Here is a 13,800-nt window from a genome sequence, read left to right as displayed (position 1 = left end):
ACCATGTCATCAACAATTAAATTGCAGGCTGAGCAGATTGGCAAAACCTATGGCCAAACCACGGTGCTGCAAAACCTGGATTTAGCGGTTAATAGCGGGGAACTGTTAACGCTGCTCGGGCCTTCCGGCTCAGGTAAAACCACCCTGCTCCAGATCATCAGCGGCCTTACCGATCCCACGGCTGGCCGCCTGCTGATCGATGGCCGCGACGAGACGCATACGCCGGTACATCAACGTGATATCGGCGTGGTGTTTCAGAACTATGCGTTGTTCCCGCACCTGACGCTGGAAGAGAACGTCGGTTTCCCGCTGCGCATGCGTCGCCTGCCCGCCGCCGAGATTGCACGGAAAGTTAAAGAGGCGCTGGAAATGGTGGAACTAGGGCACGCGGCAAAACGCTTTCCGCGCGCCTTGTCAGGTGGACAGCAGCAGCGCGTGGCGCTGGCGCGCTGTCTGGTGTATCAGCCGAGCGTGATTCTGATGGATGAACCGCTGGGTGCGCTGGATCGTAAGCTGCGCGAAAGCATGCAGATGGAGATCAAACGCATTCACCGCGAATCCGGCGCAACCATTATCTTCGTGACGCACGACCAGGAAGAGGCGCTGGCGCTCTCCGATCGTATCTGCCTGATGAACGAGGGCAAAATCGCGCAGATTGATACACCCGAAAACATTTACCAGCAGCCACAATCGACCTTTGTTGCCGAATTTATTGGCCTCTCTAATATTCTGCGCGGGGAAGTCCGCAACGGTACGCTGGTCAATCCGCAAGGCCTTTTTGCCCTGCCGGCAGCCAGCGCGTTAGCGGGGCTAGGTGCGTTAGTTATCCGTCCTGAGCACGTTCGTTTATGCGCAGCCGACGATGCGTTGGTGCACGGTAAAATCAGCGAACGCATTTATGCCGGTTCGGAAACGCGCCTGGTGGTGACGCTGGATAAGGGTGAACGTTTTATTGTGCGCAGCAGCCAGGCGTCGGTGGGGGCGATTGGCGATACGGTTTCGCTGAACTGGGATGTGGCGAATGCGCGTTTGTTAACGGCGTAAATTCTCGTATCGCACATTCCGTAGCGGCGCGATTTATCGCGCAATGAATTGCGCCGCTACGGTGCGCGCGATCTGTATTACCGATTTAAACCCCACCACACACATCACGCACCACGCCGCGCAGCCAAAGGTGCGCGGCGTCATTGTCCCATCTGGGATGCCACAGTTGTGACACTGTCATGTCTGGCGTGGCGAACGGCAGTTCAAACATCGCTAGCGTCTGGCTGTTTTTAATCAGCGGATGATGCAGATACACCGAACGCGGCACTAACGCGACGAAATCCGAATCCTGTGCCAGCGCTACGGCGGTTGAAAATGCTGGCACCACCGCGGCGATCTTGCGGGTCAATCCCGCCTGCACCAGCGCATCATGAATCGGCCCACCCAGTTCACCGCGACGTGACGCCACGATATGACCAAAGGCCGCGAATTGTGCGATATCCAGCTGGTGAGATAGCGGATGTCCGGCGCGCACCACGCCGACAAAGCCATCGCGAAAAAGCGCCTGCAAGCGAATTTCCGGTCCCATATTGCCCAGCACACCAATCTCCAGATCGATATAGCCTTCGCGTAATTCGCGCGCGCTTTTCTCCGGCTTCGGCATAAAATTGAGCCAGGCATGCGGCGCTTGCTCAGCCACGGCGGCGATCAACGCGCTGCCAAAGGCTTCGACGAATCCCTCATTGGTGCGCAAGGTGAAGCAACGCTCTAACTGGTGCAGATCCAGCGATTGCGCAGTCGGGCTTAACACCGCACGCGCCTCGCGCACCGTATTATGGGTGCGCTCCCGAATCGCGTCGGCATAAGGTGTCAGCACCATCTGGCGTCCGGCACGCACTAATAGCGCATCACCGGTGGTGGCGCGTAAGCGTCCGAGCGTGCGACTCATCGCGGATTCACTCAGGCCCAGACGACGCGCAGCGCCAATCACGCTGCCTTCAATCAGCAGCGCATCCAGGGCAATTAACAGGTTCAGATCGGCATCATTCATGCGGTTTATCCTCGCTGATTCGACGTCATGAGACAAGGCGTTTGCTGCAGGTTATCAATGCAGATGCTGCGCGTTCCGCCTGCTGTTACCCGGCGCTACACTGTTTTCATCGTATTAACACCGAGGAGAGAACAATGATCAAATCAACGCGAGTATTACTGATTGGCGCGTCGCGCGGCCTGGGATTAGCACTGGCGGAAACCATGCTGCAGCGCGGTTATCAGGTGGTCGCCACCGGACGCGAGAACTCGACCGCTAACCTGCAACCGTTGGCGCGCCGCTTTCCCCAACAGCTGACAGTGGAGAGCGTGGATATCACTGAACTTGACCAGCTGAAGGCGCTGCATGCGCGGCTGGCGGATCGGCAATTCGATATGCTGTTCGTCAACGCCGGTGTGAAAAATGATGATCGCGAAACCATCGCCGATGTTTCTAACGAAGAGTTTACCCGCGTGATGGTGACTAACGCGCTGAGCCCGCTACGGGTGCTCGAGACGTTTAAAGATCGTGTCACCGCCAGCGGCACCCTTGCGGTGATGTCATCCGGCCAGGGCAGTTTAACCAACAATACTAATGGCCATTACGAAGTGTATCGCGGCAGCAAAGCGGCACTGAATATGTTTATGCGCAGCTTCGCCGCGCGTAGCGCCGACGATCGCACGCTGCTGCTGATGGCGCCAGGCTGGGTGCGCACCGATATGGGTGGACCGGAAGCGCGCCTGACGATTGAGGAGAGCATTCCCAATCTGCTGAATACCATGGAACGTTACACCGAGCGGCGCGGGCTTCATTATCTGGATTATTTAGGGCGCGTGGTGCCGTGGTGATTACGCATCACATCAATGCAGCTATTTGTAGCGGCGCGATTTATCGCGCTGTTTTAAAAGGCGCGCAATAAATTGCGCCGCTACGGTAGGTGCGTTGTTTTACGCTGCATCAACCTGCGCAGCGTGTCCCGCAGCCAGCGGTTGGCGGCATCTTCGCTGCGCGCGTTGTGCCACAGCAGCGAAACCTCATAATCCGGCATGCTGACCGGCACCGGCGCAGCGCTCAGGTCATACAGCTCACGCCAGGATTCCATCAAACCTTGCGGCACCGTGGCAAACAACGGCTGACGTTGCAACAGCAGCGGTAACGAGGAAAAATTTGGCGTGACATAGCGCACGTATCGCGTCAAACCCTGCTGCTGTAATTGACGATCCAGCGCGCTTTCGCTCACGCCGCGATACGACACCAGCGCATGCTCATAACGGATAAACTGCGCCAACGTCAGCGGCGCATCGAGCGCGATTTGCTGGCGATGCCACACCGTGCTGAAACCGGCGCGCAGGATTTTCTCCCGCGTGAGATCGCGACTGGTTTCATTGCCGACGGTGATCACCACGTCCGCCTGCTGCTGCTCCATCAACGGAATCGCCTGCCAGGGATCGGCCGCTACCACTTTCACATCAATCTTTGGCGCCACGCGGGCGAGTTCCGCCAATAAATCCGGCATCAACCAATGTTCCAGCCAGTCGCTCATGCCGAGGCGAAAACTGTAGCTATCCTGCGCAGCGTTAAAGGGTTGCTGGGTGAAGATCACGCGGTGCAGATCCTGCATCAGCGGCGCGAACTGTTGCACCAACTGTTCGGCACGCGGCGTAGGCGTCATGCCGTTTGAAGCGCGGACAAACAGCGGATCGTCGAACATCTCACGCAGCCGTTTTAACGCCGCGCTTACCGCCGGTTGGCCGAGGTAGAGACGATTCGCCGCCTGGGTGACGCTGCGCACTTCATACATCACCAGCAACACCACCAGCAGATTAAGGTCGATACGGGAGAAATCATTTTCATTGATGCTTTGCATGATTTTAATCGATTTAAACAATGATCATGGCGCCAGTATAGTAAGGCTTCTTCGCTGCAATTAAGCAATAAGGAGCATCCTATGACGATTCGTGTCGGCGATTGCCTGATAACCAAAGTGAGCGAGCAAACTGCCGCCTTCCCGATGGGCGTACTGTTTACGCCGCATCGCGCGGAAATGAGTGATGAAATGGCTCAGCAGCCCGCAGAGATGTCGATTCATAGCTGGGTGGTGCGCAGCGACGAACACACCATCATTATCGATACTGCCACCGGTAACGGCCGCAACCGCGATAATAAGCCGCTGTTTCATCAGCTGAATTCGCCCTATGCCGAAAATCTGGCGCGGGCAGGCGTTGATCCGGCCGAAGTGACGCTGGTACTGATGACGCACATTCATACCGATCACGTCGGCTGGAACACGCATCAGCGCGACGGTGAATGGCAGCCGATGTTTCCCCATGCGCGCTATATCTGCTCGGCGCGGGAACTGGTGCACTGCCAGAATAATCCGGCGGCGCAGGAGCTCTATCGTGACAGCATTCTGCCGCTGATTGAGCGTGGCCAGCTTGAGGCCATCAACGTGCAGGATTCTCCTCTGTTTGCTGGCGTACTGCGCTATCGCTCCTCGCCGGGCCACAGCCACGATCATGCTTCGATCGTGCTGGAAAGTGCCGGTGAATCGGCCATCTTTGCCGGTGACGTGATGCATAATCCGATTCAATTTCGCTATCCGCACTGGAACTCACTGTTTTGCGAAGATAAAGTCCTTGCCGTCGCGTCGCGTCAACGTGTGATGGACTGGTGCGTACAACATCAGGCAATCTGGTTCAGCACCCACTTTACTGGCAGCTCGTGTGGACGCGTCTCGCGCGACGGGCAATGGATTCCGCTGGAGGTTTAACCTAATGCAATATCATGATTATCTCACCGCTTCGATTACTGATTTACAGCAGGCGCTAACCCAGCAGGCGGTGAGCGCGCGCCAGTTAGCCGCCTTCGCGCTGCAGCGCATTGCCGAGGTCGATCAACCTCGCTATAACGCCATTACCTGGCTGTTTGCCGACGAAGCCCTGGCGGCGGCGGACGCCAGTGACCTGCGTCGCCAGCGCGGCGAAGTGGCGGGACGACTGGAAGGCATTCCGGTGCTAATAAAAGACAATATCGAAGTCAAAGGCTGGCCAACCAGCGCCGGTTCGGTGCTGCTGCGTGAAGTGATTGCCCAACAAGATGCACCACTGGTCACACAGCTGCGCAATGAAGGTGCGATTTTTATCGGTAAAACCGCGATGCATGAGCTGGCCGCAGGCATCACCGGCGCGTCATCGTTGAGCGGTTTTACCCACAATGCGTGGGTTGAGGGCCGATCGCCGGGCGGATCAAGTAGCGGCTCCGCCGTGGCGGTGGCGGCGGGTTATGTACCGCTGGCGATTGGCAGCGATACCGCCGGTTCAGTGCGTATTCCGGCGGCGTTTAATCGTCTGTTTGGCTTGCGCATGACGCGCGGGGCAATCAGTACCGATGGCGTTGTGCCGCTGTCGCCAACTCAGGATATTCCCGGCCCGCTGGTGCGGTCAGCGGCGGATTTACGGTTAGCCTCTGAAATTTTGAGTGGACAACAGTTTGCTGTGAGCGATGAGCCGCTGCTCATCGGCATCTGGCAGGAAGGTTTTGCTACCGATGAAGACGAGATTAATCAGGCGGTGCGCGCAGCGCTGGCGGATTTCGCGCCGCGAGATGTTAGTTTTCCGCAGTTAGAAACGTGGGCAACTGACGCCAATATCATCGGTTATGAGTTTGCCGAAGCGCTGGCAACGTATCTGGCCGACAAACCCCAGGCCGAATGCCGCACGCTGGCGGAGGTGGTGGCTTCAAAGCGCTATCATCCACAACTGGAAACGGTGTTCACCTCGCGTGCGCAGCATGCGGGAACCAACAGCGATGCGTATCGCGTGGTGCAGCAGCGACAGCGCGATCTTTATCAGCAACTGGAAGCCTTCTTCAACCAGCAGCAGATCACTGTGCTGGCCTATCCGGTGGTACGTCACGCGCCGGTTAAGCATGGCGACATGCAGCAAGGCAGCAACGCGCTGGTTTCTGCGGTGACCGGCGCACCGGCGATCAGCATTCCGGCGGGATTTAGCGCCGAAGGTTTGCCGATTGGGCTGGAGCTACTGGCATTGCGCGGGCGGGAGGATTTATTGCTGAGCGCGGCGGATAAAATCAGGTGCGCATAAATGCGCACCTTACGAAAACCCAGCGCGATAAACGTAGGGGCGCCATTCATGGCGACCCTAACGTTAACCGTGCAACGCCAATCCCTTGATCGCCTTATCCACCGCTTTCTTCGGGCCGCGCAGCGCGATGCCGACCAGATTCAAATTATCGGCATCCTCCGCCATAAACACTTCGCGGTTCGCCGCGTCGTGACCGGTAGAAAACATCGCCTCCACGTATGGGATGATGGTTAACTCGCGTTCCAGTCCCTGACGATGCGCACGCTGCAAGCCGGCTAAGTCACCGGCAAACACCAGCATCGGCTGGCCCACCATGTTGCCGTACTGACGCGCTTTGGCATCGACATAGGGTTCGCCCATCATCTCGGGCGCGGCAGAAGCCACGCCGGTGGCGAGGAAGGCCACCACATTCAGGCGCTGCCAGGTGGCTAAATCATCACGTACGATCAGGGCGATTTTGGTATCAAACATCTGTAACAACTCTCCAATGACAACGAAAACCTCATCATCTAAGAGCAGGCGGGGAAGCGTATAGAACGTTTGTGCACTGACGTTGATAAGACGCGGGCGTCATGCGATAGGCGCGCTGAAACCAGCGGCCCAAATGGCTTTGATCGGCAAATCCTACCTGCGCCGCCACCTGCACCGGCTCAATACCTTGCGCCAGCAAAGTGCGCGCGCTGCGTAAGCGCAAACGTACCAGGTAAGCATGCGGCGATTGGCCGAATGTCTGTTTGAACTGCCGCGTCAGACGAAAACGATCGATGCCGGAAAGACGCGAAAGTTCATCTAATCCAATATCCTGCGCCATAAAATCGTGCAGATAATCGCGCAGCAGCTGCATCTGACGCATTGCTTCGCTGTGCTGCAGGTTGGGTTTAGTCTCCAGATGTCTCGACAATAGGGTGAGCAAATGATCGAGGCTCTGATCGCGTGCCAGTCGTCCTTCGCCCTGATGCATGGCAAACCAGGCTTGCTGAATGGCGCTGGCCAGCAGCGCATCGTCGGTGAGCGTATGACGAAAAGCCCCTTCAATATTCGACACATCACCCAAACCGCGATGCTGCATCATCTCCGCAACCCAACGCTGCGGCAGATACAGCATCACATAGGTGAAACCGTCAGCGTCCGGCGCATGTCCATCGTGAACCGCGCCAGGTTCAATCAGGATCGCCCGGCCCGGCGAGCTGGTGTGCAGCGAACGATGGCAGTTGAAACGTTGTAATCCTTGCTGGGTCACGCCCACCAAGAGTTCGTCGTGATCGTGCGGGTCGTAAGCGTGGCCGCGAAAATGCGCGTTGACGCTTTCTATTCCGGTCTCATCATCACGACGAAAATCAACCCAATCGTTATTAGCGGGCATACGCACTCTCAAACAAAGGTATCAGGCATAGCCTAGCAGTCGGAACCATAGATAATCCAGCGGCAACAGCAGCAGCACGCTGAACAGGAAGATCATTGCACAGAGCTGCAAACCGGCTCTCGCCGGGACATTGCCAAGCCCCATCGCCACCACCACCGGCGACGCCTGATACGGCAACAGCGGCGTGGCGTAAGCAAACACCTGCAACATAATGACGCTAAGCAGCGGAAAACCGGAAGCCTGCGCCAGCTCTTGCGCCATTGGCGTGACCAGCGCCGGCACGCCGTTGGCGGTGAGCACGAAGTTCATCAGCGAAACCAGCCCATTCAACACCGCAAAATTAGTGAATGAGGGATGATCGTGTAGCGGCAGCACACTGAGCAGCGCGTTGGCGATGGCGCGTCCCAGGCCAGAATCGACCACCAACGTGGCAACACCCAATATCCCAGCGATGTAGATGCAGGTGCGGAAATTTACCCCGCTGGCAAAATCCTCGCCGGAGATGAAACCGATGCGCGGTAGCAAACAGACGCAAGCCGCGGCCAGCCCAACCCACGCGGCGGGCAGGCCGTGCACGCTGTCGGTCATCCACAGCAGCAAGGTGATCGCCAACAGGCCAATTAAGCGCCATTCGCTGCGGCTGAGGGCTGGCAAGGTATCGCGCTGAAGAATCGGCGTCGGTTGGGCACGAAACAAACATAGCAGGCAAGCGATGAGCAGCACGCCTTTACCTATTCCCACCACCGGCATATGCAGTAACCACCACGGCAACCATTGCAGATGCAGCTGATAGGCGCTCTCCGCTGCACCGCTCAAAACCAGATTCGGCACGTTAGCGGGTAAAATGCTGGCGGAGAGCTGAAAGGTGCCAAAACCCACCGCCAGCGCCAGGCCAATGCTGCCGCGGCTGCCCGCGTTGATCCCCGCCCGTTCCCCCATCGCCAGCACCACCGGCATCAGCAGCGCGATGCGCCCCATATTGGAGGGCATGACAAACGCCAGCAAATAGGTGAGCAGCACGGTTCCCGCCACCATGCGCGGCCAGCTTTGGCTTAACGGCACCACCACATAGTTGGCCCAACGCTGTGCCAGGCCGACTTTGCGGATCGCCGCGCCCAGCACAAATCCACTCAGCACCAGCCAAAACGCAGACGAGGCAAAACCGCTGAACACGCTGCCGGCCGGTGCCAGTTGTAATAGCATGGCGGCCGCGAAGAACAGCAGCGCGGTAACGTATTCCGGCAAGCGCGCGCTGGCCCACAGCACAATGGTGATCCCCACCACCAGCGCGGTGAGCCAAAAATTGTGATCGGTGATCATTGATGAACTCCCTTTCCCTATGTTGGTCGCCATGAATGGCGTAATGCTCGTCAGTTAAGCGTCAATCGGTCACCATGAATGGCGACCCTACGTTGACAGCGCTGGGTTTTCGTAGGGTGCGCATTTATGCGCACCAGGCAGACAGCGGCAAGCGCAACAGTTTACGGCAAAATCCTCCGCCGCAAGATGAAGTTGTTAACAATTTTTTAACTCGCCAACTGCGTAAGCCAGCGAATCAGCGCATCGCTACCGGGTTGGCTCAACGAGCGTTGCGGCCAGGCAAGGAAGTAAGGTTTACTGAGCGGCAGGCTGAGCGGATCGACAATCACCAACTCACCGCGCGCCAGTTCGTTGGCAATCAAACGACGCTGACCAAGCAGCACACCGGTGCCTGCCACGGCGGCATCAATCGCCAGCGAGGTAAGATTGAAACTGAACGACGGCTGTGGCCGTGGCTCGTCGATCCCTTTCGCCTGAAACCAGCTGCGCCAGTCAGGCAAGAAGCGCCCTTCGTTGCCCCAGTCGAGGTGGATTAGCGGTGCTTGCTGTAGCACATTCTGCCCGGCAGAGTGTTGTAGCAGTGCCGGGCTGGCCACCGGCAGCACCTCATCGAGGAACAGCAACTGCTTATCCAGCTGCGGATAGCGATCGTCACCAAAACAGATGACAAAATCAGCGGGCGTGGCGTTGAAATCCACCGGCGTATGGGTGCCGTGCAGCGATAAATCGATATCTGCGCACTGCTCACGCCACTGCGCAATATGGGGCAGCAGCCATTTTGAGGCCAGCGCCGGCAGTGAATAGAGCGTTAACTTCGGTGCTGACGCCGCATGGCGCAGGTTTTGCTGGCCGAGGTGCAGAATGTCGAACGCTTCGGTGACATAGCGCAGATACTCTTTGCCGATCTCCGTCAGCATCACGCCGCTTTGCGTGCGCACAAACAGCGTGCTGCCTAACTGCCCTTCCAGCTGACGAATTTGCTGACTCACCGCAGCGGGGGTTAACGCCAGCTGCGCAGCCGCTTTCGCCAGGCTGCCAAGTTCCGCCGCCACTTTAAACGAATGGATGACGCTGATTTTTGGCAAACGCGGTGATGGCGCAGGCATTAAGGTTTCCTTAGCAAGGTGTTAAATTTTTATCGTTACGTAGTACCTTATCAGCGCGTTACAGTTATTACACACCTGCAACACATGAGAAGTGAAACTATGTCTGCCTTGATTCGTTTCGATCTGCATCCGCTGGCCGATGCCGACTGGCGCCGCACCTGCCGTGAACAACTTAATCAGCACGGCGCGTTGGTTTTACGTCAGTTCCTGCAGCCTGCTGCGCTGCAAGCCATCATTGCGGAAGGTACGGCGCAGCGCCATCTGGCGTATCACACCGCCAGCAAACACAACGTTTATCTAATGAAAAAAGATGAGGCTTTCAACGCCGATCATCCGCGCAATCGCGATGTCATCAGCACCAAAGGCTGCATCACCGATGATGTGATTGCCGCCGATTCACCGCTGCGTCAGCTCTACAACGATGAACTGTTCAAAAGCTTCCTGTGCGATGTGCTGGGAGAAGCAGCGCTCTTTCCGTATGCCGATCCGCTCTCATCAATCAATCTGCACTACGCGCCCGCGGGGCAGGAACTCGGCTGGCACTTCGATAACTCGTCGTTCGCCATCACGCTGCTGGTGCAGAAACCGCGCGCGGGTGCTGTGTTCCAGTATGTGAAAGATCTGCGCGATGCCGATGCCGGCGAGATGAATTTCGACGGCGTTGCCGCGGTCCTGGATCAGCGTCAATCAGTTGAGGCGCTGGCGATCGATGCCGGAGATTTGGTGCTGTTCCGTGGCCGTAATTCATTGCATCGCGTTACGCCAACCGAAGGTGATATCACCCGCATGCTGGCGGTGCTGGCGTATAACACGGAGCCGGGCATTGCGCTGTCGGAAACCGCCCGCATGACATTTTACGGGCGGTTATAAATCGATCAGCGCTCGCCAGCCACGCACAAAGATTTGCTGGGTGCGAAAAGCCACCAGCGCGCGCCAGTCAGCGTCGGCAGGCCAGAATCCCTCCACCAGTTCCTGCTTAATGACTTGTCCTGATTCACTGGCTGGATCGCCATGCAGATGCAGCCAGTGATCGTCGCGCACGCGGCGATGCATCTCCTCGCCGGGATAAGTGCCGCACTCCACCACCAGCGGCAAAATCTGCGTATCTGCTAGCGAGGTCAACAGGAATTGCGACACATAGCCGGTGGCAGTGGCGGTCACGCCGGTTTCGCTGTCGCGTCCCGCGCCGGTAAACAACAGCGTCAGCCACTCAGCGTAAATCTCCTGGCCCCAGTCATGCGCTGCAAAACGCTGCTCGGCAATTGACAGCAGCATCGGATGTCCCCATGCGCCTGCGCCAGTGTGCAGATCGAAACTGATGATGGTTTTGGCCTGCGACAAATGATGGCTGATGATGGTTTCCAGCGTGCGATAGGACCAGCTTGGCTGCTGACCGCCGTAAAAGAAGCCCTCCGGCGCGTGATATTGCCCCGCTTCCACCACGCGCTTTACCGCCTGCCAACCGGTGCTGTTCAGCGTTTCGGCTAACAGCTTATCGGCACTGGCACGATCGCCGTGATAAATGCCATGCCACGCGGCATAAGCGGGATTGGCTGGCGCTGGCTGGGTGAAATCAATGAAATTGCGGTTGAGATCGATGTTGTCTTCATTGACGCGGCGTAAATGCGCTGCGCCCCACGGATTGAGCAGATGCAGCAGCACAATGGCGGTGTCAGCAGGCAGCGCCGTCAGGTTGAAGGTATCCAGCCAGGCAATCTGGCAATCGGAGCCGTAATAGCCTTCCACGCCGTGCGTGCCGGAGATCACCAGCATCACGCGTGACGCTGCCGGATCGCCGATCACCGCTACGTCGGTGGAGAGTTCTTCACCCTGCGGTCCGGGTAACGGATGGGCATAGGAGGTTAATGTGCCGTTTTGGCGGTTCACGGCGGCGATGAAAAGCGCGCGCTGGCTGGTATAGTGCGGTAGTAAAATCATGATATTTCCTTCAATCGCACCCTTTGTAGCGGCGCGATTTATCGCGCATTGTTCCGGGCATGCGCGTGAGTCAGAGCAACGTCAAAACAGCGCGATGAATCGCGCCGCTACGGATTGTGCCTTCAATGGATAGATCACCGCAGACTTACGGATAGACCTTAAATTTAAAATACTTTTTCGCCAGTTGATCGTAGGTGCCGTCGCTGTGCAGTTCAGCTAGCGCGGTGTTGATCAGCTTTAGATTGGCTGCATCATCTTTACGCAGGGCAATCCCCACGCCGTCGCCAAAGATCTGTTTATCCACCAATGTGGCTTTAATCGTGAAACCTTTGCCTTCCGGTGATTGCAGGAAGCCCTGCTCAGCGGAAACCGCGTTCGCTACGCTGGCATCAAGACGCCCTGCCGCCAAATCTGGATAAACCTCCATCTGGTTCGCGTACGACACCACATTCACGCCGTGCGATGCCCATTTGGTTTTCGCGTAAGTTTCCTGAATGGTGCCCTGCGCCACACCAATGGTTTTGCCGTGCAGCGTCGCGAGGTCGGCCGTTAACGTGCTGTTTGTCGGGGTCAGCAACGCACTGGGCGTGTTGTAGAGCATGTCGCTGAACGCTACCTGCGCGCGCCGTTTCTCCGTCATCGACATCGCCGAGAGGATCGCATCAAATTTCTTCGCCTGCAGCGCCGGAATGCTGCCATCAAAGCCGATCTGCACCCATTGGCACTTCACTTTTGCCTGGACACAAATCGCATTGCCGAGATCGATATCAAAACCCTGCAGCGAACCGTCGCTGGCTTTGGATTCAAACGGCGGGAACGTCGGATCGACGCCGAAACGCAAAGTTTGCTCGGCAAGCGCCACATGGCTGAACGCGGTGAGTGAAAGCAGTATCGCGAAAGACAGATTCTTCTTCATTGTTAACTCCAGCAGGCAGGTAAATTCACAACGGCATGCAAAGTTAATAACATGGTGAACACATTGTCACCACTGAAATAGTGGATTTTGTGTAGAGGAAATTCTTATTAAACAGAAGGGGTTAAGCGATTTTATCGGCGGAAGTAAAAGATACTTAATCAGCACCCTTGTCACTCTTTTGTCATTACTCACTCATGCTGATGTCAGCGCCTATTTCATATCCTGTAGACCAACCCACTCATTCAGGCGTATTACGATGAAATTGAAAATGAAAAAACTTACCCTTGCCGCGGGTATGCTGCTGACACTGGCAGGCGGCGCAGCCCAGGCTCAGGCGCAGCCGGTTAAGAATATTGTGCTGGTACATGGCGCTTTTGTTGGCGGTGCGGGCTGGCGACCGGTATATGACCGTTTAACCCATGATGGCTACAAGGTGACGCTGGTACAAGAGCCGCTGACCGGTTTTCCGGAAGATGTGACGGCGACGCGCCGCATTATCGATCAGCAACAGGGTCCGGTGATTCTGGTCGGCCACAGCTACGGCGGCGCAATCATCAGTGAAGCCGGTAACGACAATAAAGTCGCGGGGTTGGTTTACATCGCGGCGCATGCGCTGGATAACGGCGAAACCGAAGCCAGCAACGGCAAAAAATTTCCCAATAGCGCGCATCCGTTTGCTAAGTCCAGCGACGGTTACCTGACCATCGCGCCAGAAAATTACCACAGCGATTTCGCGGCCGATTTACCCGCCGCGCAGGCCGATTTTGAAGCGCATGCACAGATGCCGACAAACTCGGCCGTCTTCACCGCCAACATTCCCGACCCGGCGTGGAAGACCAAGCCTAGCTGGTACATGGTGGCGAAAGCTGACAAAATCATCAGTCCCGATCTGGAACGCATGTACGCCAAACGCGCGCACAGCCACACGGTGGAAATTGCCGATGCCAGCCATTCGGTGTATCAATCGCATCCTGACGATGTCGCGAAGTTGATCGAACAAGCCGCGCTACACGCTCAGCCCTGACGCCCACTCCCGCGGA

14 protein-coding genes are annotated in these 13,800 nt (G+C 57.1%); 6 read left to right on the top strand and 8 right to left on the bottom strand.

Annotation, left to right across the window (positions count from 1 at the left end):
- Window positions 1-3 precede the first annotated feature (3 nt).
- A complete protein-coding gene (locus tag ACRQ84_RS19615; RefSeq protein ID WP_064739893.1) occupies window positions 4-1,044 on the top strand; it encodes an ABC transporter ATP-binding protein in 1,041 nt (346 codons plus the stop codon).
- A gap of 85 nt (window positions 1,045-1,129) precedes the next feature.
- Here ACRQ84_RS19615 and ACRQ84_RS19610 read toward each other — a convergent pair whose 3' ends face one another.
- Window positions 1,130-2,035 (bottom strand): LysR family transcriptional regulator, encoded by a 906-nt coding sequence (locus ACRQ84_RS19610; RefSeq protein WP_483818306.1) that lies wholly within the window; start codon window positions 2,033-2,035, stop codon window positions 1,130-1,132.
- Between the two features lie 134 nt (window positions 2,036-2,169).
- On the opposite strand from ACRQ84_RS19610, the gene ACRQ84_RS19605 reads away from it, so the two are divergent.
- Window positions 2,170-2,862: an SDR family NAD(P)-dependent oxidoreductase gene (locus tag ACRQ84_RS19605; protein WP_483818305.1), complete on the top strand. Its 693-nt coding sequence runs from the start codon at window positions 2,170-2,172 to the stop codon at window positions 2,860-2,862.
- Between the two features lie 80 nt (window positions 2,863-2,942).
- On the opposite strand, the gene ACRQ84_RS19600 is transcribed toward ACRQ84_RS19605, so the two are convergent.
- Window positions 2,943-3,881: a LysR family transcriptional regulator gene (locus ACRQ84_RS19600; protein ID WP_483818304.1), complete on the bottom strand. Its 939-nt coding sequence runs from the start codon at window positions 3,879-3,881 to the stop codon at window positions 2,943-2,945.
- A gap of 81 nt (window positions 3,882-3,962) precedes the next feature.
- Here ACRQ84_RS19600 and ACRQ84_RS19595 point away from each other — a divergent pair, with 81 nt between their 5' ends.
- On the top strand, window positions 3,963-4,784 hold the full coding sequence (locus tag ACRQ84_RS19595; protein WP_483818303.1) for an MBL fold metallo-hydrolase: 822 nt from the start codon (window positions 3,963-3,965) through the stop codon (window positions 4,782-4,784).
- A 4-nt stretch (window positions 4,785-4,788) separates the two neighbouring features.
- Window positions 4,789-6,117, top strand: a complete 1,329-nt coding sequence (locus tag ACRQ84_RS19590) for an amidase (RefSeq protein WP_483818302.1) — start codon at window positions 4,789-4,791, stop codon at window positions 6,115-6,117.
- A gap of 63 nt (window positions 6,118-6,180) precedes the next feature.
- On the opposite strand, the gene ACRQ84_RS19585 is transcribed toward ACRQ84_RS19590, so the two are convergent.
- The 4 genes from ACRQ84_RS19585 to ACRQ84_RS19570 all read right to left on the bottom strand — a co-directional run bounded on the left by ACRQ84_RS19585 (window position 6,181) and on the right by ACRQ84_RS19570 (window position 9,906).
- The gene (locus ACRQ84_RS19585; RefSeq protein WP_483818301.1) at window positions 6,181-6,588 is read right to left on the bottom strand and encodes a DUF2000 family protein; all 408 of its coding nucleotides are present in this window, start codon (window positions 6,586-6,588) and stop codon (window positions 6,181-6,183) included.
- A 34-nt stretch (window positions 6,589-6,622) separates the two neighbouring features.
- Window positions 6,623-7,480, bottom strand: a complete 858-nt coding sequence (locus ACRQ84_RS19580) for a helix-turn-helix transcriptional regulator (RefSeq protein WP_483818300.1) — start codon at window positions 7,478-7,480, stop codon at window positions 6,623-6,625.
- A 21-nt stretch (window positions 7,481-7,501) separates the two neighbouring features.
- The gene (locus ACRQ84_RS19575) at window positions 7,502-8,800 is read right to left on the bottom strand and encodes an SLC13 family permease (RefSeq protein WP_483818299.1); all 1,299 of its coding nucleotides are present in this window, start codon (window positions 8,798-8,800) and stop codon (window positions 7,502-7,504) included.
- A gap of 206 nt (window positions 8,801-9,006) precedes the next feature.
- The gene (locus tag ACRQ84_RS19570; protein WP_483818298.1) at window positions 9,007-9,906 is read right to left on the bottom strand and encodes a LysR substrate-binding domain-containing protein; all 900 of its coding nucleotides are present in this window, start codon (window positions 9,904-9,906) and stop codon (window positions 9,007-9,009) included.
- Window positions 9,907-10,005: 99 nt separating this feature from the next.
- On the opposite strand from ACRQ84_RS19570, the gene ACRQ84_RS19565 reads away from it, so the two are divergent.
- On the top strand, window positions 10,006-10,776 hold the full coding sequence (locus ACRQ84_RS19565) for a 2OG-Fe(II) oxygenase (RefSeq protein WP_064739884.1): 771 nt from the start codon (window positions 10,006-10,008) through the stop codon (window positions 10,774-10,776).
- Here ACRQ84_RS19565 and ACRQ84_RS19560 read toward each other — a convergent pair.
- Together ACRQ84_RS19560 and ACRQ84_RS19555 are read right to left on the bottom strand one after the other, a co-directional pair.
- Complete coding sequence (locus ACRQ84_RS19560) at window positions 10,771-11,841, bottom strand: DUF2817 domain-containing protein (protein WP_483818499.1); 1,071 nt, start codon at window positions 11,839-11,841, stop codon at window positions 10,771-10,773. The two genes, ACRQ84_RS19565 and ACRQ84_RS19560, sit on opposite strands and share 6 nt — an antisense overlap.
- Before the next feature lie 148 nt (window positions 11,842-11,989).
- Window positions 11,990-12,760, bottom strand: coding sequence for an ABC transporter substrate-binding protein (locus ACRQ84_RS19555; protein ID WP_483818297.1), 771 nt, complete (start codon window positions 12,758-12,760; stop codon window positions 11,990-11,992).
- Window positions 12,761-13,016: 256 nt separating this feature from the next.
- Here ACRQ84_RS19555 and ACRQ84_RS19550 point away from each other — a divergent pair, with 256 nt between their 5' ends.
- Window positions 13,017-13,784, top strand: a complete 768-nt coding sequence (locus ACRQ84_RS19550) for an alpha/beta hydrolase (RefSeq protein ID WP_483818296.1) — start codon at window positions 13,017-13,019, stop codon at window positions 13,782-13,784.
- Window positions 13,785-13,800 lie beyond the last annotated feature (16 nt).

It is taken from the genome of Pantoea sp. E2023-21 (genome assembly GCF_051302795.1).
Taxonomy (GTDB): Bacteria; Pseudomonadota; Gammaproteobacteria; order Enterobacterales; family Enterobacteriaceae; genus Pantoea; species Pantoea ludwigii_A.
Note: the sequence above shows the minus strand (reverse complement) of the source record. Positions and strands in the feature narration are given on the sequence as shown.

Excerpts from the sequence above, each read along its gene's own strand:
- ACRQ84_RS19615 (WP_064739893.1), top strand. The coding sequence starts at position 4 with ATGTCATCAACAATTAAATTGCAGGCTGAGCAGATTGGCAAAACCTAT.
- ACRQ84_RS19610 (WP_483818306.1), bottom strand. The coding sequence starts at position 2,035 with ATGAATGATGCCGATCTGAACCTGTTAATTGCCCTGGATGCGCTGCTG.
- ACRQ84_RS19605 (WP_483818305.1), top strand. The coding sequence starts at position 2,170 with ATGATCAAATCAACGCGAGTATTACTGATTGGCGCGTCGCGCGGCCTG.
- ACRQ84_RS19600 (WP_483818304.1), bottom strand. The coding sequence starts at position 3,881 with ATGCAAAGCATCAATGAAAATGATTTCTCCCGTATCGACCTTAATCTG.
- ACRQ84_RS19595 (WP_483818303.1), top strand. The coding sequence starts at position 3,963 with ATGACGATTCGTGTCGGCGATTGCCTGATAACCAAAGTGAGCGAGCAA.
- ACRQ84_RS19590 (WP_483818302.1), top strand. The coding sequence starts at position 4,789 with ATGCAATATCATGATTATCTCACCGCTTCGATTACTGATTTACAGCAG.
- ACRQ84_RS19585 (WP_483818301.1), bottom strand. The coding sequence starts at position 6,588 with ATGTTTGATACCAAAATCGCCCTGATCGTACGTGATGATTTAGCCACC.
- ACRQ84_RS19580 (WP_483818300.1), bottom strand. The coding sequence starts at position 7,480 with ATGCCCGCTAATAACGATTGGGTTGATTTTCGTCGTGATGATGAGACC.
- ACRQ84_RS19575 (WP_483818299.1), bottom strand. The coding sequence starts at position 8,800 with ATGATCACCGATCACAATTTTTGGCTCACCGCGCTGGTGGTGGGGATC.
- ACRQ84_RS19570 (WP_483818298.1), bottom strand. The coding sequence starts at position 9,906 with ATGCCTGCGCCATCACCGCGTTTGCCAAAAATCAGCGTCATCCATTCG.
- ACRQ84_RS19565 (WP_064739884.1), top strand. The coding sequence starts at position 10,006 with ATGTCTGCCTTGATTCGTTTCGATCTGCATCCGCTGGCCGATGCCGAC.
- ACRQ84_RS19555 (WP_483818297.1), bottom strand. The coding sequence starts at position 12,760 with ATGAAGAAGAATCTGTCTTTCGCGATACTGCTTTCACTCACCGCGTTC.
- ACRQ84_RS19550 (WP_483818296.1), top strand. The coding sequence starts at position 13,017 with ATGAAATTGAAAATGAAAAAACTTACCCTTGCCGCGGGTATGCTGCTG.